We start from the raw sequence: 16,977 nt of genomic DNA, 5'->3' as shown, positions 1-16,977 counted from the left end.
CCCGCAACACGGCCGCGACCGAGCCCGCCGCGCCGGGCCGGCCCCGGATGCCGCTGGCCGATCGCGTGCACGACCGGCTCAAGGCGGACATCTTCGATTTCCGGCTGATGCCGGGCGATCGGCTCTCGGAGAACGGGATCGCCGCCCGGGTGGGCGCCAGCCGCACGCCGGTGCGCGAAGCCCTGTTCCGGCTGCAGCGCGAGGGCTATGTCGAAACGCCGGCCGGCGGCGGCTGGCAGGTGCGGCGTTTCGACTTCGCCCGTTTCGACGAACTCTACGAGGTTCGCGTGGTGATCGAAAGCGCCGCCGTGCGTCGCCTCTGCGCGCGTGCCGACCAGCCCGCCGCACTGGCCGAGCTTGAGGCGGTCTGGCGGGTACCCGCGGCCCGGCGCACCGCCGACAGCACGCGGGCCTGGCATCTGGACGAACAGTTTCACGCCGGCCTGGTCGCCGCCGCCGGCAACGAAGAGATGGCGCGCATTCACCGCGACGTGACCGAACGCATCCGCGTGATCCGCCGGCTGGATTTCACGGTCTCGGCGCGCATCGCCGCCACCTACGACGAACACGCGGCGATTCTCGCGGCACTCGCCGACCGGCGTGCCGCCGCCGCGCAGCGCCTGCTGGCGGCGCATATCGAAGCCAGCCGGCGCGAGGTGCGAAAGATCACGCTCGAAGGGCTCTACGAGGCGCGGGCCGCGCTGGCGGATACGCCGGCCTGACGCGTGACAACACACGAAATCATCCGCTACCACCCGTCACATCAGGGGGACATCACGATGAAGAACTGGACGAAACACACGCTCATCACGCGCTGGGTCGCACCGGCGCTGCTGGCTGCCGGCGGTCTGGGTTCAGCCCACGCCGCCGACGGCGACGCCAACGCCGATGTCGAATGCCCGATCAAGGTCGGCGTGCTGCACTCGCTGTCCGGAACCATGGCCATCAGCGAATCCACGCTCAAGGACACCGCGCTGATGCTGATCAAGCAGCAGAACGAGAAGGGCGGCCTGCTGGGCTGCGATCTCGAGCCGGTGGTCGTGGACCCCGCATCCGACTGGCCGCTGTTCGCCGAAAAGGCGCGCCAGCTGCTGGCCCAGGAGAAGGTCGACGTGGTCTTCGGCACCTGGACGTCGGTCTCGCGCAAGTCGGTGCTGCCGGTGTTCGAGGAATTGAACGGGCTGCTGTTCTACCCGGTGCAGTACGAGGGCGAGGAATCCTCGCGCAACATCGTCTACACGGGCGCGGCGCCCAATCAGCAGGCGATCCCGGCCGTGAACTACCTGATGAATCAGGTGGGCATCGAACGCTGGGTGCTGCTGGGTACCGACTATGTCTATCCGCGCACGACCAACAAGATCCTCGAGCAGTATCTGAAGGATCAGGGCGTGGCCGACTCGGACATCATGGTCAACTACACGCCGTTCGGCCATTCGGACTGGCAGAGCATCGTCTCACGGGTGAAGGCCTTCGGCTCGATGGGCAAGCCGACCGCCGTGGTCTCGACCATCAATGGCGACGCCAATGTGCCCTTCTACAAGGAATTGGCCAACCAGCAGATCTCGGCCGCGGACATTCCGGTCGTGGCATTCTCCGTGGGCGAACAGGAACTCTCGGGCATCGATACCGATCCGCTGCTCGGCCATCTGGCGGCCTGGAACTACTTCCAGAGCATCGATACGCCGGCCAACGAACGGTTCATCGAGAACTGGCACGACTACACCGGCGACGACGACCGCGTGACCAACGACCCGATGGAAGCCACCTATATCGGCTTCAACCTCTGGGTGAAGGCGGTCAAGAAGGCGGGTACCACGGATGTGGATACGGTGATCGACACGCTGCCGGGCCTGAAGGTCGACAACCTCACCGGTGGCACCGCCGAGCTGCTGCCCAATCACCACATCACCAAGCCCGTCTACATCGGCGAGATCACCGACAACGGCCAGTTCTCGGTGGTCTGGGAGACCGACGAGGAAGTCCCGGGCGACGCGTGGTCGGATTTCCTGCCCGAGAGCGCCAAGCTCAAGGCTGACTGGGTGGATCTCGACTGCGGTCACTACAACACCGAAACCGAGGAATGCAGTGGACAGATGAGCGACATGGCCGAGGACGAGGAATAACGGCCCGCACGGCCTGACCTCGATCCACAGAGGCGACACCGGGCCCGAGCGGGTCCGGTGTCTTTCACAGCCAAAACCGAGTCCATCATGCGGACATGCACACCACGGGGAACAACGGCCGCCGCCGTGCTGGCGCTGCTTGCAGTGCTCGCGCTCGCGCCGTGCGCCCTGGCGCAGAACAACGGCCAGAACGAAGGCCAGAACACCGATTCGAACGCGAGCGAGGCAACGCCGGCCACGTCCGAATCCCCCGCGCCCGCCAATGACGCGACGGTCGAAAGTGGCCGCGACGCCCAGGCGAGCGACGAACCCGGCGATACCGCCGAGGCGCAAGCCGGCGCCGATGGCGAATCCGAGCCCGGAGCCGACACCGGTGAAGACGAGGACAGCACCGAGTACGCAGCGACAATCGCCGAGCTCGCCGACGCCAGCTATCCAGAGAAACGCGACATCCTGAACCGCCTGGTCGCGAATCCGAACGCGCACACCGCGGAACTGCTCACCGCCTTCGCGGACAACCGGCTGGTCGTGCGCGAATCCGATCAGACGATATTCGTCGCCGCCGAGGAGCGCGACGAAACCTATGTGCTGCGCGACCCGATCACCTTCGAGGCCGCCGGCAAAGCCGCCACCCGCGACTTCGAGCCGGTGCGCACCAACGTCGGCCTGCGCGGCAGCATCGAGTCCGGCCAGGCCCGGCTGCGCCTGCAGGCCGACGACGCCGAGACGCGTCTGGCCGCGGTCGAGACCATGACCGAAAAACTCGACGACACGGCCGCCGACGCCCTGCGCGCCCACCGCCCGGAGGAAAGCGACGACGCCGTGCGCGAGGCGATCGACCGGGCGCTGGCGATCAACGACCTCAACACCGGCGACAACGCCGCCAAGCTCGCGGCCGTCGAACGGCTGTCGGGCGATTTCAACCAGATGGTCTACAACCGTCTGAACAACATCCTACTGCTCATTCCAGAGGACACCGAAGACCGCGACCAGGCGCAACTGCGCGCCGCGGTCGCCGCGGAGGTCGAGCGCATCGACTGGTGGCGCGGCGTCTACGACCAGCTCGAGACGCTGTTCTTCGGCCTGAGCCTGGGCTCGATCCTGGTGCTCGCGGGCATCGGCCTGGCGATCACCTTCGGCGTAATGGGTGTGATCAACATGGCCCACGGCGAGCTGATCATGCTCGGCGCCTACACCGCGTTTGTCATGCAGCAGCTGCTGCCCGGCCACGTCGGGCTGGCGCTGGTGCTCGCGGTCCCCGCGGCGTTCGTGGTCTCCGGGCTGGTCGGCATCCTGATCGAACGCTCGATCGTGCAGTGGCTCTACGGCCGCCCGCTGGAGACGCTTCTGGCGACCTTCGGCGTCAGCCTGTTCCTGCAGCAGCTCGTACGCACGGTATTCACGCCGCTCAACCGCTCGGTCTCGGCACCGGAGTGGATGAGCGGCCAGCTGCACTTCAACGACATGTTCGCGCTCACCGAAAACCGGCTGGTGATCGTCGCCTTCTCGCTGGCCGTGTTCGCGGCGCTGATCCTGGTGATGAACCGCACCTCGCTGGGCCTGAAGGTACGCGCGGTCAGCCAGAACCGCGACATGGCACGGGCGATGGGCATCCGTACCCAGCGCCTGGACGCGCTCACATTCGGCCTCGGGTCGGGTATCGCCGGCATCGCCGGGGTGGCGCTGTCGCAGCTGACCAACGTCGGGCCCAACCTCGGTCAGGCCTACATCATCGACTCGTTCATGGTCGTGGTCTTCGGCGGCGTCAGCAATCTCTGGGGCACGCTGGTCGGCGGCCTGTCGCTGGGCGTGCTCACCAAGTTCCTGGAGCCACACACCGGCACGGTGCTGGCCAAGATCCTGATGCTGATATTCCTGATTCTGTTCATCCAGCAGCGACCGCGCGGGCTGTTCCCGCAGAAGGGCCGCGCGGCGGAGGGCTCGTGATGCGTCATTCCAATCACGGCCCCGTGCTCACGCGCATGCTCGGCGATACCGGCAGCCTGATCTTCGTGGTCGTACTGATCGCGCTGACGGTGGCGGTCCCGCTGTGCAACGTCTACCTGCCCGAGGCCAGCGCCCTGCACGTGACCGACTATACGGTCGCGCTGATCGGCAAATATCTCACCTACGCCCTGCTCGCGGTCGCCATCGATCTGATCTGGGGCTACTGCGGCATCCTCAGCCTCGGCCACACCGCGTTCTTCGGCCTCGGCGGCTATGCCATGGGCATGTACCTGATGCGCCAGATCGGGGACCGAGGCGTCTACGGCAACCCGGTGCTGCCGGATTTCATGGTCTTTCTCGACTGGGAGCATCTGCCCTGGTACTGGCACGGGATGGATATCTTTCCCTTCGCCATGGCCATGGTCGTACTCGTGCCGGGTCTGCTGGCGCTCGTCTTCGGCGGGCTGGCGTTTCGTTCCCGGGTGACCGGCGTGTATTTCGCCATCATCACCCAGGCGATGACCTATGCCCTGATGCTGGCCTTCTTTCGCAACGAGATGGGCTTCGGCGGCAACAACGGCCTGACCGACTTCAAGGATATCCTGGGCTACGAGCTGTCGGCCGACGGCACCCGCAACGCCCTATTCGTGGCCTCCGGCGTCGGTCTGCTGCTCGGTTTCCTGATCGCCCGCTTCATCGTCACCTCGCGGCTCGGGCGTGTGCTCGAGGCGATCCGCGACGCCGAGAGCCGCACCCGCTTCACCGGCTACCGCGTGGCGTACTACAAGCTGTGGATCTTCACCGTCTCGGCGATGCTCGCCGGCGTCGCCGGCGCGCTCTACGTGCCGCAGGTCGGCATCATCAATCCCAGCGAGTTCTCGCCCATCGCCTCGATCGAGGCCGTGGTCTGGGTCGCCGTCGGCGGGCGCGGTACGCTCTACGGCGCCGCGCTCGGCGCGGGCGCGGTCAACTTCGCCAAGACCTGGCTGACCGGCGCCTACCCGGAGATCTGGCCCTATGCGCTGGGCATCCTGTTCGTGGCCGTCACTCTGTTTCTGCCCAAGGGCATCGTCGGCCTGGTGTCGCAACTACGCCGGCGGATGCGCCGAAAGGAGCCGTCATGAAAACACCGGCCCTGCTGGAAAGCTTTTCCGATCGCTCGCGGGTGTTCGACTTCGTCAACCGCCCGGCCGCGGGGGCGAAGCCGGACGTGCGCCACGGCACCATCCTCTACGTCGAGGACATCACCGTGTCCTTCGACGGCTTCAAGGCACTGGACGCGCTCACGCTCTACGTCGACGCCGGCGAGCTGCGCTGCATCATCGGCCCCAACGGCGCCGGCAAGACCACGATGATGGACGTGATCACCGGCAAGACCCGCCCCGACGCCGGACGCGCCTGGTTCGGCCAGAACATCGACCTGCTCAGCCTCGACGAGCCGGGCGTCGCCCAGGCCGGCATCGGCCGCAAGTTCCAGAAGCCCACCGTGTTCGAGCGTCATACCGTGCACGAGAATCTGGAACTGGCGATGGCCGGAGCGCGCGGCGTCTGGCCGGTGCTGCTGGCGCGATTGTCCGGCGAACAGGCCGCGCATATCGACGAGACGCTCGAGCTCGTCGGCCTGGCCGAGCGCCGGCACGACGCCGCCGGCAGCCTGTCCCACGGCCAGAAACAGTGGCTGGAGATCGGCATGCTGCTCATGCAGGAGCCCGAGCTGCTGCTCATCGACGAACCGGTCGCGGGCATGACGCCCCAGGAGGTCGAACGCACCGCCGATCTGCTCACCCGTCTGGCCGGCAAACGCTCGGTGGTGGTCGTCGAGCACGACATGGAATTCGTGCGCTCGATCGCGCGCACCGTGACCGTGCTGCACGAGGGCCGGGTGCTGGCCGAAGGGCCCATGGACACCATCCAGAACGACCCGCGCGTCGTGGAGGTCTATCTCGGTGAATGATGCCGCAACCACGCCCGACCGCCGGGCCGCGAGCCTGACCCTGCGCGGGCTCGACCAGTACTACGGCGGCAGCCATATCCTCTGGAACGTCGACATGACCGTCACGCCCGGGCGCATCAGCTGCCTGATGGGCCGCAACGGCATGGGCAAGACCACCCTGCTCAAGTGCGTGATGGGGCTCGTGCACGCCAGGGGCGAGGTCCGGCTCGACGACACCGACCTGCTGCGGCTGCCGGCTGACCGGCGCGCCCGCCTGGGCGTGGGCTACGTGCCCCAGGGGCGCGAGATCTTTCCGCAGCTGACGGTTGCCGAGAATCTGCAGCTCGGCGTGCACGTGCGTGCGGATCGCTCGGCGAACGCCCTCGAACGCGTCTACGAGCTGTTTCCCGTGCTCAAGGAGATGCGCAACCGCCGCGGCGGCGACCTGTCCGGCGGCCAGCAGCAGCAGCTGGCGATCGGGCGCGTGCTGGTGTTCGAGCCGCGCCTGCTGATCCTCGACGAACCCTGCGAAGGCATTCAGCCGAACATCGTCGCCCAGATCGGCGACACGCTGGAACGACTCAACCGTGAGGACGGCCTCACCGTGCTGCTGGTCGAGCAGAAACTGCCCTTCGCCCGGCGCGTGGCCGACGAGTTCCGCATTCTCGAGAACGGCCGGCTCGTCGCCGAGGGCGAGATCGACGCCCTCACCGACGACCTGGTGCAGAAACATCTGAGCGTATAGTCTCGGCGATCGCGCCGCCGCGGTCGCGGCGGCCTGAATGGGAGTCGCGATTGCGTTGGCCCGCCGCCGGTCTGCTGTTGTCCCTGGCCTTGGTCCTGGCCCAGGTCGTCGGCTGCGCCGGGCGGCCGCCCGCCGTCGGCGCGGCGATGCCGCCGGAGGCCGTCGCAGCCGGCGCCGCGGCCTATCCGGCACCGGCCGCCCCGTTCGCCGAGCCCGACGACGATCCGTTCCACGCCCGTGGCCTGCCGGCCGAACTGGCCGCGACCCCGCCGGGCATGATCCTGCGCTACCGGCCGATCGCGCCACAGGCCTACTACTTCTTCGACGTCGACGCACGCGCCTGGCAGGTGGCCTACCGCAGCACGAACTCCCACGGCCGCCCCCAAATCAACGTGGCCACGGTGCTGATCCCCGCGGATCCCGAACCGCGGCTGTTGTCCTACCAGGTGGCCTACGATGCGCTCACGCGTCGCTGCGCGCCCTCCCGCGAGATCCTGTCCGGCTCGATGGTCGAACACGGGCTGATGAACAAGGCGCTCAGCCGCGGCTGGATCGTCGTGCTGCCGGACTACGAGGGCCCGGAGGCCCAGTTCCTGGCCGGGCCCAACGCCGGCCACGGCGTGCTCGACGGCATCCGCGCGGCGCGGGCGTTGCTGGCCGACACGCCGATCGACGCGCAGGCGCCGGTCGCGCTCTGGGGCTATTCGGGCGGCGCCTTCGCCAGTCTCTGGGCGGCCGAGCTGGCCGCCGACTACGCGCCGGAGCTGCCGATCGCGGGCGTGGCTGCCGGCGGCCCGCCGGCCGATCTCGTCGGCACCGCACGGCATATCGACGGCGGCCTGTTCGCCGGCCTGTACTTCGCGGCCGTGATCGGGCTGAGCCGGGCCCATGAGGAGATCGACGTCGATGCGCTGCTCAACGCGCGCGGCCGGGCGATGTTCGCGGATCTGGCCGAGAGCTGCGTCGGCCAGGAGCTGGCCTGGGTGAAGGACCCGCTGCTGTCGGGCTACAGCTTCGACACCTTCGCGGAATACACCACCGTCGACGAACCGCTCGAGCAGCCGGCGCTGGCGCGGGTCGCCGCCGCCAACACGCTCGGTCAGCGCGGCTTCGACGCGCCGCTGCTCTATTATCACGCCCGGTTCGACCAGGTGACGCCCCGCGCGGACGCCCTCGCCCTGGCGCGGCGCTACTGCCGCGCGGGTGTGCCGGTGCGCTTCGATCTCGCCTTCGGCGAGCACATCAGTGCCGCGGTCACGCACGCCGGCGCGGCGGTCGCCTGGCTGGACGAACGCTTCGCCGGCCGCCCCCCGACCAGCGACTGCGCCTCGCTCACCGGCGGCGAATGACGCGCCGCATCGACGCTACGCATCAGCCGGGCGCATCAGCCCGGCGTGCCGACGTGCCGCCAGTCGTGTTCGCAGTCCTCCAGATCCGCGGCCAGCGACCAGACGCGGCCATCGGCGGCCAGCTCGGCCAGCGTCAGGCGGCGCCCCATGAAGGCGCCGGTATCGATCCAGCGCGTGTTGGCCGAGGCGATCGGGGCCGGCATCGGGGTATGGCCGAGGAACACCACGGCCGCGCCGGTCACCTCGACCCCGCCGCGGCCGGTCTCGATCCGGCGGGCGCTCTCGCGATCCCAGACCATGGCCACCCGATCGTCCTCGCGCAGCGTACCCGCGGCGAGCCCGGCCCGCAGCGCCGGCCAGTCCCGGCCGGGCAGATCGCCGTGCACGAGTACCGCGCAGCCGCCGCTCGGCAGCGCGACCTCGATCGCATGCGGCAGCGCCGCGACCCGGCGCGTCAACGCCGCCCGGCTCGCCGCATCCAGAGCATCGAACCAGCCGCCGCCGTTCATGCGCCAGAGCGAGGCCGCCTCGCCGCCCTCGGCGACCGCGTCCAGAAGCATGTCCTCGTGATTGCCGCGGATCGCATGAAACCAGGGCCGATCGAGATATTCCGCGGCGCGCTCGCTGTCCGGCCCGCGATCGACGAGATCGCCGACCGAGAACAGCCGGTCGCGCGTCGCATCGAAGCCGATGCGTTCCAGCAGCGCGTCGAGCATGTAGAAACAGCCGTGGATGTCGCCCACGACATAGTCCCGCCCCGTCGCGTTGGCGGCGTGGATCTGGAGATCCGGGTCGGCCGCAGTCATGCGCGCGCCCTCGCCCGGCCGTGGGATTGCCTAGGTAGTTTCACGAGTTCCCCGTTGCGGACGGGCCGCCACAATGAAGGCCAGCTAAACATTGGAGCATGACATGAGCGACAGCCGGGACGATAACCGCCGGATCAAGGATCCGGAGCAGTACGACGCCCTCCGCGACGATGGCATGAGCAAGGAAAAGGCCGCACGCATCGCCAATACCGACCGCGAAGCCGCCGGCCGGAAGGGCGGGCGGCATCCCGAATACGAGGACTGGTCGGTCGATGCGCTCTACGAGAAGGCGCAGCAGATCGGCATCGGCCAGCGTTCGGAAATGAGCAAGGACGAACTCATCCGCGCCCTGCGCGAACACTGAACGAGCCGGGCCGGAGCAGCAGCTGCCCGGCCACGCAGCACGGCCGGGCCTCGACGTACCGGGCCACGGTTTGGTTCGAGCGGATGATGCTGGGGCGTGGTCATCGCCCGTCCATCACCCGCCGGCTAGCTAGATCGCCCGTGCGCGCATTCGTTCCGCGATGTAATCGGCCTGGCGTATCGCCAGCGTGACGATGGTCAACGTCGGATTCTCGGCCGCGCTGGTCGTGAACTGGCTGCCGTCGGAGATAAACAGATTGGCCAGTTCGTGGCTCTGTCCGTGGCCGTTGCAGACGCCGTCCGCGGCGCGCTCGCTCATACGGCAGGTTCCGAGATTGTGCGTCGACGGATACGGCGGCGTCCGGTAGGTGCGGGTCGCACCCGCCGCCTCGTAGATCGCCGCGCCCCGGGTGTAGGCGTGCTCGCGCATGGCGACGTCGTTGGCGTGATCGGTGTAGTGGACGTTGGCGACGGGCAGACCGAAAGCGTCCCTGGCCTCGCTGCTGAGCGTGACCCGATTGTCGGCCTGCGGCATGTCCTCGCCCACCAGCCACATCCCGGCCATGTGGCGATACTGCTCCATGGCCTCGGTGAAACCGCGGCCCCAGCCGCCCGGGTTGAAGAACGCCGCCATGAACGGCAGACCGAGGGAGATCGTTTCCATCTCGTAGCCGCCGACGAACCCACGCTTCGGATCGTGACGCGCCTCGTCCTGGACGATGCCGGCCATGGTCGTGCCCTTGTACATCTCCACCGGCTTGTCGAACACGCCCCAGACGGTGCCGGTGGTATGGCGCATGTAGTTGCGCCCGACCTGATCCGAACCGTTGGCCAGACCGTTGGGGAATCGTGACGACTCGGAATTGAGAAGCAGCCGGGGCGTCTCGATCGAATTGCCGGCCACCGCGGCTACCCGCGCGGCCTGACGCCGCTCGCGGCCGTCGGCATCGAAGTAGACGACGCCGGTCACGCGGTCGTTGTCGTCGTGGTCGATCCGCGCGACGTGCACGCGGGTGCGCAGCTCGACCCGGCCGGTCTGCAATGCGGCCGGAATTTCGGTGTATAGCGTCGACCACTTCGCGGCATAGCGACAGCCCTGGAAGCAGAAGCCGCGCTGCATGCAGTGATTCCGGCCGTCCTTGTTGACGCTGTTGATCGCCATGCGACCGGTGTGGCAGGTCTCATAACCGAGGCGTGTCGCCCCGGCATGCATGACCTTGAAGTTGTTGTTCGCCGGCAGGCCCGGCAGGCCGTTGGTCCGTGTGACGTTGAGCTTCTTCTCGGCGGTGTCGTAGTAGGACGCGAGATCGTCGGCAGACAGCGGCCAGTCGCGCAGCGTGGCGCCCGCCAGATCGCCGTACGTGCTGCGGGCGCGGAACTCGTGCGGCTCGATGCGCAGGCTGGCGCCGGCCCAGTGCACCGTGGTGCCACCGACGGCCTTGCAGATCCAGGCCGGCAGATTGGGAAAATCGCGCGCCACCCGCCAGTCGCCCATGGTCGTGCGGGTGTCGGTCCAGGCGAGCTGACTGAACGACGGCCATTCGTCGGCGATGAATTCATCGGTGGTGTGCAGCCCGCCCGCCTCGAGAAGCACCACGTCCACACCTTTCTGCGCGAGCTCGTTGGCCAGCGTGCCGCCGCCCGCACCCGAGCCGATCACCACCACGACGCCGTCGTCGTCCGCGGCGAAAGTCGTTCGGTTGTCGTACATATCCATGCTCGCCTCCTCAGGCCGTTTCGGGGACGGGGCCGCTGGCCCCGTCCGGCGGATCGGGCAGCCAGTGCAGATCGTTGAATCCGCGATGGATATAGCCCGGATCACCCTTCCTGCCGGGATAGCCGAAATGGGCGAAGGCCATGTCATTGTCGTAGAGTGACACGACCGCCGTGCTGTGGACCTTGACGAAGAACGGCGTGGCCTCCATCGCCTGGACCTGAACGAACTGCTCGGCCGCGCTGCGCGACAGCCACTCGCCGCCCGAGGCCTCGTCGAGCCGACGGACGGCGTCGATCAGCATGCGGCGAGTCGTCGGGTCCTCGGCCGCGCCGGCATCGAGATCCTTGACGACCAGGGCATAGACCGCGTCGTCCAGGCGATCATGCGGAAAGACGTGCCGGGTGAACTGCAGCACGGTCGCCCCCTGATGGGCGTCGAGGGCCTCGAGTTCCAGCGCCCAGCTCGTCGACGGCGCGATCAGTGCCAGCACGCCGCTGGTGGATGCCAGCGTCCCCGTGAGCACGGCCCCGCCGGCGCGCAGAAACGCGCGCCGCGATACGGCATGATCGGACATGGTGTGATCTCCTCGGCGTCCACGGCGGACTCAAGTCCGTCTCTTTGTCTCGACTTCGAGGCTAGCGCGGGCGACTCGGGCGGTGGTAACACCCGCCTACTACATTGCCGATGACCGGCGCGAGCGTTAGTTTCAGACCGCTAACGATCAAATTGCGGGCAAAACGCAATCCGGAGGAGACATGTGCCATATCTACGCATCGGCGGACCCGGCGCGCTATCGCAGCACCACCCGCTCGATCCGTCTGCACGGCTGCGTGACCAGCGTCCGGCTGGAACACGAGTTCTGGCGGATTCTCGAAGCGCTGGCCGGCCAGCAGGGCTATTCCGTATCCGAATTCATCGGCGAGCTCTACAGTGAAATCGTCTCCGAGCGCGGCGAGGTCGCGAATCTCGCCTCGATGCTGCGTGTCGTCTGTGCGATCCATCTCGGTCGCTGCGATGCCGGCGGCGACGCGCGCCCGGCCCAGGTGACACCCGCCAACGCAGACATCGAGACCGCCTGAAAGCCGGTCAGCGCAGTGTCGTGTTTGTCAGCGTTCCGGGCCTATAGCGGGCGGCGGCGCGTTCGGGGTCATCCGCCTCGATGACCTGGCGTCGCTTCCAGGTCCCGCGGGCGAACCAGATCGCGGCGATCGCCGCGGTCAGCACGTTCTGCACCGGATAGGCGATCCAGATGCCCAGCGCTCCCAGCCCGGTGCGCTCGGACAACAGCCAGGCCAGCGGAAACTGCAGCATCCAGAGCGAGATCAGGGCGATGGCCATCGCCACGAGGGTGTTGCCCGAGCCGCGGAAACCGCCGGTGATCACGATCTGGGCGCCGATCAGGCCGTAGGCCAGCGCGGTGAAGCGCACGAACGTCGCGCCCTCCGCGATCACTGCGGGCGCGTTCGGCACGAACAGCGCCACGATCGCCTCCGCCCAGATGAAGGCCAGTACCCCGAAGGCGGACAAGGTGACCAGGGCCACGACCGCACTCAGCCAGGTGGTGCGTTCGGCGCGCGCGATCTTGCCCGCGCCGATGTTCTGGCCGACGAGCGCCGAGGTCGCCTGCGACAGACCCAGCGCCGGGATGATGACGAAGCTGAGCATGCGCGTGCCGATGCCGTAGGCGGCCAGGGTCACGGTGCCGAAGCCGGAGACCAGAATGGTCATGAGCATCAGTCCCAGCGCGCGTGTGGACTGCTCCACCGCCGACGGCGCGCCGAGCTTGAACAGACGCCACAGCAGCCGCGGATCCGGACGCAGATGCCGCGCGCGCAGGGCGATGCCGTAGCGGCCCGAGAACAGCATCCACAGCCCCACCACCGCCGCCAGCCCCTGGGTGACCACCGTGGCCAGCGCCGCGCCGGAGACGCCGAGCGCCGGCATCGGTCCCCAGCCGAGGATGAACAGCGGGTCGAGAAAGAAATTGAGCACCACCGTCCCGGTGACGATGTAGAGCGGCGTCGCGGCGTCGCCCACGCCGCGCATCAGCGACTGGAAGATGACGTAGGCGAACAGGAACGGCAGACCGACGAACGAGACCCGCATGTAGGCCGTGGCCATGGGCAGCACCTCGGCGTCGGCGCCGAGAAACGCCGCCAGCCGCGCCGCAATGAATACCCCGGCCACGGCCAGCACCAGCGACAGCGCGATGACGCCGACCAGCGCCTGGGCCGCGACCCGGTTAACCTGGACGGTGTCACCGCGGCCGCTGTACTGGGACACGAGGATGGTGCCGGCGATCGCCAGGCCCAGACCGAGCGAGATGAGAAAGAAGATCACCGGAAAGCTCAGCGAGACCGCGGCCACCGCGGCCGCACCCAGCCGGCCGACCCAGAAGGTGTCGATCAGCTGATAGGCGGTCTGGAGCAGATTGGCGAACACGATCGGCACGGCCAGGCGCACCAGAGCGCTGACGATCGGTCCCTCGGTGAGATTGCGCACGACCCGGCTCATGCGCCGGCCGCCTCCGGGCGTCCAAACCTACCCGTCATCCGATCCGACCGTGCCACGCCCGCCGGGGCCGCCTCAGCCCGGGCGGCCGTCGACGAGCGTGAGACGCGCGTAGTCCTTGACCACCCGCTCGCCGGGCACGACCCGCGAGTGAAAGACCACGTGCACGCCCGGAGCGAGCAGGCGCGCGGCCATCAGCGCCTGGGCGAGATTCTGGGCCGCGTCGCTGCCCGCGCAGGCCCAGGGCACCATCGCCCCGGTGAGCACCACCGGCACCGCCGGCGCGTTCAGTCCGGCGACCAGCGCGGCGGCGGTCTCGGCGAGCGTATCGGTGCCGTGGGTGACGATCACCGCATCGCAGCCGCCCGCGGCGATGCGGCGTGCGACGGCGGCCACGATCGCATCGCGCCCGGCGTCGTCCATGTCCAGTGAATCGACGGCCATCACGCGCTCGACGTCCACCGCGACGTCTGGCTGCACCAGCGTGGCCAGCAGTTCCTCGACCACCGGCGCGCCGAGCGCGAGCGTGCCCGTATGCGGGTCGTAGCGCTTTTCCAGCGTACCGCCGGTGGCCAGCAGCGCGATGCGGCAACCGGGCTCGAGCGGCGCCGACGCGCTCACGGGATCGAAACCCCGATCTTGCCGAAGTGCCGGCCGGCGGCCTGATGGCGGAAAGCGTCGGCCAGCTCGTCGAGCGCGAAGGTGGTGTCGATGACCGGCCGCATGTCGTTGGCCTCGATCGCGCGCACCATGTCCTGCTGCTGGGCCCGGCTGCCGACGGTGATGCCGCTCATGCGGAGGTTGTTGTAGAAGAACAGCGCGGTCGGCACCTCGCCGGCCACGCCCGTGAGTACGCCGATCAGGCTGATATGGCCGCCCATGCGGCAGGCCGCGATCGACTGGCCGAGGGTCTCCGGGCCGCCGATCTCGACCACCGCGTCGACGCCGCGACCGTCGGTCAGCCGTTTCGCGGTCTTGCCCCATTTCGGGTCCGCGGCATAGTTGATCACGTGATCCGCGCCGAGCGCGCGCAGGCGCTCGAGCTTGGTGTCGGAACCGGAGGTGGCGATCACCCGCGCCCCGGCGGCGCGGGCGAACTGCAGCGCGAATATCGACACGCCGCCGGTGCCCATCGTCAACACGGTGTCGCCCGGCTTGATGCGCGCCTCGACCATGAGCGCGCGCCAGGCGGTCAGCGCGGCGCAGGGCAGCGTCGCCGCTTCGGCGTGCGACCAGCCCGCCGGCGCGCGGGTGAAGGCGCCGACCGGGCCGACGACGTACTCCGCGGCCATGCCCGGGCCGCGGTCGCCCGGCGTGCCGGCGCGCTTGGCCGGCGAGATCGGGCCGTCCGTCCAGTGCGGAAAGAACGTCGAGATCACCGCATCGCCGACCGCGAATGCCTCGACGTCGCGGCCCGCCGCCACGACCTCGCCGGCGCCGTCGGACATGAGCACGCGGCCGTCCTCGGTCGGAATGCTGCCGTTGGCGACCGCATAGTCGTGATAGTTGAGCGAACTGGCATGCACCCGGACCAGCAGTTCGTCGTCGCGCGGCTCCGGCGCCGCGCGTTCCACGGTCTCGATGCGTTCCAGTCCTCCCGGCTGTTTCAGAATGGCGGCTCTCATGCAATCTCCGACACGGTGATTCGAACGAGCCCGAAACGATAGCAGGTCACGGCGATTCGCCCGCGCCCGGAGCGGTACGGCCCCGGCCCGACGAGCAGAAACAATGCGTCGGACGATCGCGCTCATCCTGTTGCTCCCGGCCGGGTCGCGATGGCCACGCGCTGCGGCGACGCCGCGGCCAACGGCGACTACGTGGTCGTGGCCACCGACGCCGTGGGCGCGGGCACCGTCCGAGGCGACGACTGGCTTAAGACCGCGACCGAACCGGTGCCCGCACAACGGCTGGCCAGCCGGATCGCCGGCGTCGCCATCGACGCCTCGGTGTGCACCGCATCGCGACACGCCTCGACGCGCTCGCGCCGGTCTTTTCCGCAAAAGTCGGCGCATGCTGGCCAGCCGCAGCCTGCGACTTCAGCGGACGCAGGCGAAAGGCTGCGTCGACGAATCGATGGGCGTCACACTTGCCGTTTTCGCGCCGGCACAGCGTGGTCACCTCCGGGACGACTTCAGCCGGTACACCGGCCGCCATCCACGACACCGCCGCCAGCGCGTCAACCGCACGACGATGACGCCGGCGGTGTCGTCGAAGCCACCGGCCGCGCGCAAATCACATTCCTCGCGCCGCCGTGCTGCTAGACTGAAACGGCGCGAATGCCGGGGCGGGGCGCGCAGCGGCTGAGTGGAACTTCCGCGCGGTCGCAGGCGTTATTGCTTTCGTAATCGAACACCGCTCGGCCGCCGCCTCGCCATGTCTCTATCCGTCGCCCCTCGAACACCTGCGGCCGATGCCCGCACCGAACGGCTTCTATGGCTGTCCGCCGCAGGGCTGATCGCGCTGTTTCTGACGTGTCTGCGTCTGACGACGACCGAGCCGTTCGAGCTGAGCACATTCGCCCGGCTGATCGACTTCGACGCGGTCGAGCCCTTCCAGCACCGCGTGCTGCTGCCGGCCGCAGCCGCCGGTATCCAGGCTGTCGCGCCCCTGGGCGAAACCCTGCTGTTCGGTTTGATGGAGATGGGCTTCTGGATGGCCCTGATCGGTGTGGCCTATCGCGCACTCGCGCAGTTCGGCATCGGCGAAAGCACGCTATCGCGACGGCTGCTGGCCTTCACCATCGTCATTCCGATGCTGCTGCATCTGATCACACCCGATCTGCAGATCACGCAGTCCTTTTCGGCCAGCGACGACAGACTCGACCTCGGCACGTGGGAACCGCGTGCGATCTACTACTACGTCTACGATCTGCCGGCGGCGGTGTTCACGCTCGCGCTCGTGCTCATGCTCTCGCGGCTGGCCGAACGGCCGCACGCCGCGGGCATCGCGGCCTATCTGGCCGTGTTCGCCGTAGCCACGTTCAACCGCGAAACCACGGTCTTCCTGTTGCCGTTCGTCGCGCTGCTGTTCTGGCAGCGGCTGTCGTTCACACGCTGGGCGGCTTTTCTCGCCGCGCAGGCGCTGCTGTTCGCGGCGATTCAGCTGCCACTGCAGTGGCTGTTCGCCGACAACGTCAACCCGAACGCGCAGCTGGGCAGCACCCAGTACGAGTTCCATCTGGTCTACAACCTGATCGCACTGTCGAGTCCGCTGTATGCGCTGACCTACATCGCCCGCTTTGCGGCCGGCCTATACCTGCCGCTGCTGGTCTGGCGCCGTCATCTCGACCGCCGGCTGGCGCTGGCCCTGATCGGTTTCGCCCTGCCGCTGGCTTTGTTCGCGGTCGTGGTCGGCCGCCTGGTCGAACAGCGCATCTTCATCGAGATCGTGCCGCTGATCTGGCTGGGCGCGCTGCAGGTGATCTCGGCACGCTGCGCCGACACCGGGGCCGCCGATGCAAGACGCTGATACCGTCCGAGCGAA

The 16,977-nt window shown here is 68.4% G+C and carries 17 protein-coding genes; 11 read left to right on the top strand and 6 right to left on the bottom strand.

Annotation, left to right across the window (positions count from 1 at the left end; all coding sequences use genetic code 11):
- Positions 1-47 precede the first annotated feature (47 nt).
- The 7 genes from SAHL_RS03530 (at position 48) to SAHL_RS03500 (ending at position 8,097) form a co-directional block, all read left to right on the top strand.
- Complete coding sequence (locus SAHL_RS03530; RefSeq protein WP_123590041.1) at positions 48-722, top strand: FCD domain-containing protein; 675 nt, start codon at positions 48-50, stop codon at positions 720-722.
- 57 nt (positions 723-779) lie between these two features.
- Positions 780-2,123: an urea ABC transporter substrate-binding protein gene (urtA, locus tag SAHL_RS03525; protein WP_123590023.1), complete on the top strand. Its 1,344-nt coding sequence runs from the start codon at positions 780-782 to the stop codon at positions 2,121-2,123.
- Between the two features lie 126 nt (positions 2,124-2,249).
- Positions 2,250-4,070 (top strand): urea ABC transporter permease subunit UrtB, encoded by a 1,821-nt coding sequence (gene urtB / locus SAHL_RS03520; protein ID WP_245968374.1) that lies wholly within the window; start codon positions 2,250-2,252, stop codon positions 4,068-4,070.
- Positions 4,070-5,194, top strand: a complete 1,125-nt coding sequence (gene urtC / locus SAHL_RS03515) for an urea ABC transporter permease subunit UrtC (protein WP_123590021.1) — start codon at positions 4,070-4,072, stop codon at positions 5,192-5,194. The genes urtB and urtC overlap by 1 nt, the downstream gene beginning before the upstream one ends.
- A complete protein-coding gene (gene urtD / locus SAHL_RS03510) occupies positions 5,191-6,024 on the top strand; it encodes an urea ABC transporter ATP-binding protein UrtD (RefSeq protein ID WP_123590020.1) in 834 nt (277 codons plus the stop codon). Before urtC ends, urtD begins: the two co-directional genes overlap by 4 nt.
- Positions 6,017-6,748: an urea ABC transporter ATP-binding subunit UrtE gene (gene urtE, locus SAHL_RS03505; protein WP_221177811.1), complete on the top strand. Its 732-nt coding sequence runs from the start codon at positions 6,017-6,019 to the stop codon at positions 6,746-6,748. The genes urtD and urtE overlap by 8 nt, the downstream gene beginning before the upstream one ends.
- Positions 6,749-6,798: 50 nt before the next feature.
- Positions 6,799-8,097, top strand: coding sequence for a lipase family protein (locus SAHL_RS03500; protein WP_123590019.1), 1,299 nt, complete (start codon positions 6,799-6,801; stop codon positions 8,095-8,097).
- Positions 8,098-8,132: 35 nt separating this feature from the next.
- Here the strand turns inward: SAHL_RS03500 and SAHL_RS03495 are convergent, their stop codons facing one another.
- Complete coding sequence (locus tag SAHL_RS03495) at positions 8,133-8,903, bottom strand: metallophosphoesterase (RefSeq protein ID WP_123590018.1); 771 nt, start codon at positions 8,901-8,903, stop codon at positions 8,133-8,135.
- Between the two features lie 103 nt (positions 8,904-9,006).
- Between SAHL_RS03495 and SAHL_RS03490 the strand changes: the two genes are divergently transcribed.
- On the top strand, positions 9,007-9,267 hold the full coding sequence (locus SAHL_RS03490) for a DUF7218 family protein (protein WP_123590017.1): 261 nt from the start codon (positions 9,007-9,009) through the stop codon (positions 9,265-9,267).
- A gap of 129 nt (positions 9,268-9,396) precedes the next feature.
- Here the strand turns inward: SAHL_RS03490 and SAHL_RS03485 are convergent, their stop codons facing one another.
- Together SAHL_RS03485 and SAHL_RS03480 are read right to left on the bottom strand one after the other, a co-directional pair.
- Entirely contained in the window at positions 9,397-10,983 is a 1,587-nt protein-coding gene (locus SAHL_RS03485) for a GMC family oxidoreductase (protein ID WP_123590016.1), read from the bottom strand.
- Between the two features lie 10 nt (positions 10,984-10,993).
- Positions 10,994-11,557 carry a tat (twin-arginine translocation) pathway signal sequence gene (locus SAHL_RS03480; protein ID WP_123590015.1) on the bottom strand — a complete coding sequence of 188 codons (564 nt, stop codon included), beginning with the start codon at positions 11,555-11,557 and terminating at the stop codon, positions 10,994-10,996.
- A gap of 181 nt (positions 11,558-11,738) precedes the next feature.
- Here SAHL_RS03480 and SAHL_RS03475 point away from each other — a divergent pair, with 181 nt between their 5' ends.
- On the top strand, positions 11,739-12,062 hold the full coding sequence (locus tag SAHL_RS03475) for a ribbon-helix-helix domain-containing protein (protein ID WP_123590014.1): 324 nt from the start codon (positions 11,739-11,741) through the stop codon (positions 12,060-12,062).
- A gap of 7 nt (positions 12,063-12,069) precedes the next feature.
- Here SAHL_RS03475 and SAHL_RS03470 read toward each other — a convergent pair whose 3' ends face one another.
- The 3 genes from SAHL_RS03470 to SAHL_RS03460 form a co-directional block, all read right to left on the bottom strand.
- Complete coding sequence (locus SAHL_RS03470) at positions 12,070-13,497, bottom strand: MATE family efflux transporter (RefSeq protein WP_123590013.1); 1,428 nt, start codon at positions 13,495-13,497, stop codon at positions 12,070-12,072.
- Positions 13,498-13,569: 72 nt separating this feature from the next.
- Positions 13,570-14,115, bottom strand: coding sequence for an asparaginase (locus tag SAHL_RS03465; protein WP_123590012.1), 546 nt, complete (start codon positions 14,113-14,115; stop codon positions 13,570-13,572).
- Positions 14,112-15,119 carry a zinc-dependent alcohol dehydrogenase family protein gene (locus SAHL_RS03460; RefSeq protein ID WP_123590011.1) on the bottom strand — a complete coding sequence of 336 codons (1,008 nt, stop codon included), beginning with the start codon at positions 15,117-15,119 and terminating at the stop codon, positions 14,112-14,114. Before SAHL_RS03460 ends, SAHL_RS03465 begins: the two co-directional genes overlap by 4 nt.
- A 385-nt stretch (positions 15,120-15,504) precedes the next feature.
- On the opposite strand from SAHL_RS03460, the gene SAHL_RS17460 reads away from it, so the two are divergent.
- Both SAHL_RS17460 and SAHL_RS03455 read left to right on the top strand, forming a co-directional pair.
- Entirely contained in the window at positions 15,505-15,798 is a 294-nt protein-coding gene (locus tag SAHL_RS17460; RefSeq protein WP_148045467.1) for a hypothetical protein, read from the top strand.
- A 69-nt stretch (positions 15,799-15,867) separates the two neighbouring features.
- Positions 15,868-16,962, top strand: a complete 1,095-nt coding sequence (locus tag SAHL_RS03455) for a hypothetical protein (RefSeq protein WP_123590010.1) — start codon at positions 15,868-15,870, stop codon at positions 16,960-16,962.
- The last annotated feature ends 15 nt before the right edge of the window (positions 16,963-16,977 follow it).

This window comes from Salinisphaera orenii subsp. halophila YIM 95161 (assembly GCF_003732545.1).
In the GTDB taxonomy this organism is placed as follows: domain Bacteria; phylum Pseudomonadota; class Gammaproteobacteria; order Nevskiales; family Salinisphaeraceae; genus Salinisphaera; species Salinisphaera orenii_A.
The sequence above is the reverse complement of the archived record's forward strand: the minus strand, read 5'-3'. Positions and strand labels throughout refer to the sequence as shown.

Bases quoted from the DNA above. Each gene is read 5' to 3' on its own strand.
- SAHL_RS03470 (WP_123590013.1), bottom strand. From the start codon at position 13,497: ATGAGCCGGGTCGTGCGCAATCTCACCGAGGGACCGATCGTCAGCGCT.
- SAHL_RS03495 (WP_123590018.1), bottom strand. From the start codon at position 8,903: ATGACTGCGGCCGACCCGGATCTCCAGATCCACGCCGCCAACGCGACG.
- SAHL_RS03460 (WP_123590011.1), bottom strand. From the start codon at position 15,119: ATGAGAGCCGCCATTCTGAAACAGCCGGGAGGACTGGAACGCATCGAG.
- SAHL_RS03530 (WP_123590041.1), top strand. From the start codon at position 48: ATGCCGCTGGCCGATCGCGTGCACGACCGGCTCAAGGCGGACATCTTC.
- SAHL_RS03490 (WP_123590017.1), top strand. From the start codon at position 9,007: ATGAGCGACAGCCGGGACGATAACCGCCGGATCAAGGATCCGGAGCAG.
- SAHL_RS03485 (WP_123590016.1), bottom strand. From the start codon at position 10,983: ATGGATATGTACGACAACCGAACGACTTTCGCCGCGGACGACGACGGC.
- SAHL_RS03475 (WP_123590014.1), top strand. From the start codon at position 11,739: ATGTGCCATATCTACGCATCGGCGGACCCGGCGCGCTATCGCAGCACC.
- urtA (WP_123590023.1), top strand. From the start codon at position 780: ATGAAGAACTGGACGAAACACACGCTCATCACGCGCTGGGTCGCACCG.
- urtC (WP_123590021.1), top strand. From the start codon at position 4,070: ATGCGTCATTCCAATCACGGCCCCGTGCTCACGCGCATGCTCGGCGAT.
- SAHL_RS03455 (WP_123590010.1), top strand. From the start codon at position 15,868: ATGTCTCTATCCGTCGCCCCTCGAACACCTGCGGCCGATGCCCGCACC.
- urtD (WP_123590020.1), top strand. From the start codon at position 5,191: ATGAAAACACCGGCCCTGCTGGAAAGCTTTTCCGATCGCTCGCGGGTG.
- SAHL_RS17460 (WP_148045467.1), top strand. From the start codon at position 15,505: ATGCTGGCCAGCCGCAGCCTGCGACTTCAGCGGACGCAGGCGAAAGGC.
- SAHL_RS03480 (WP_123590015.1), bottom strand. From the start codon at position 11,557: ATGTCCGATCATGCCGTATCGCGGCGCGCGTTTCTGCGCGCCGGCGGG.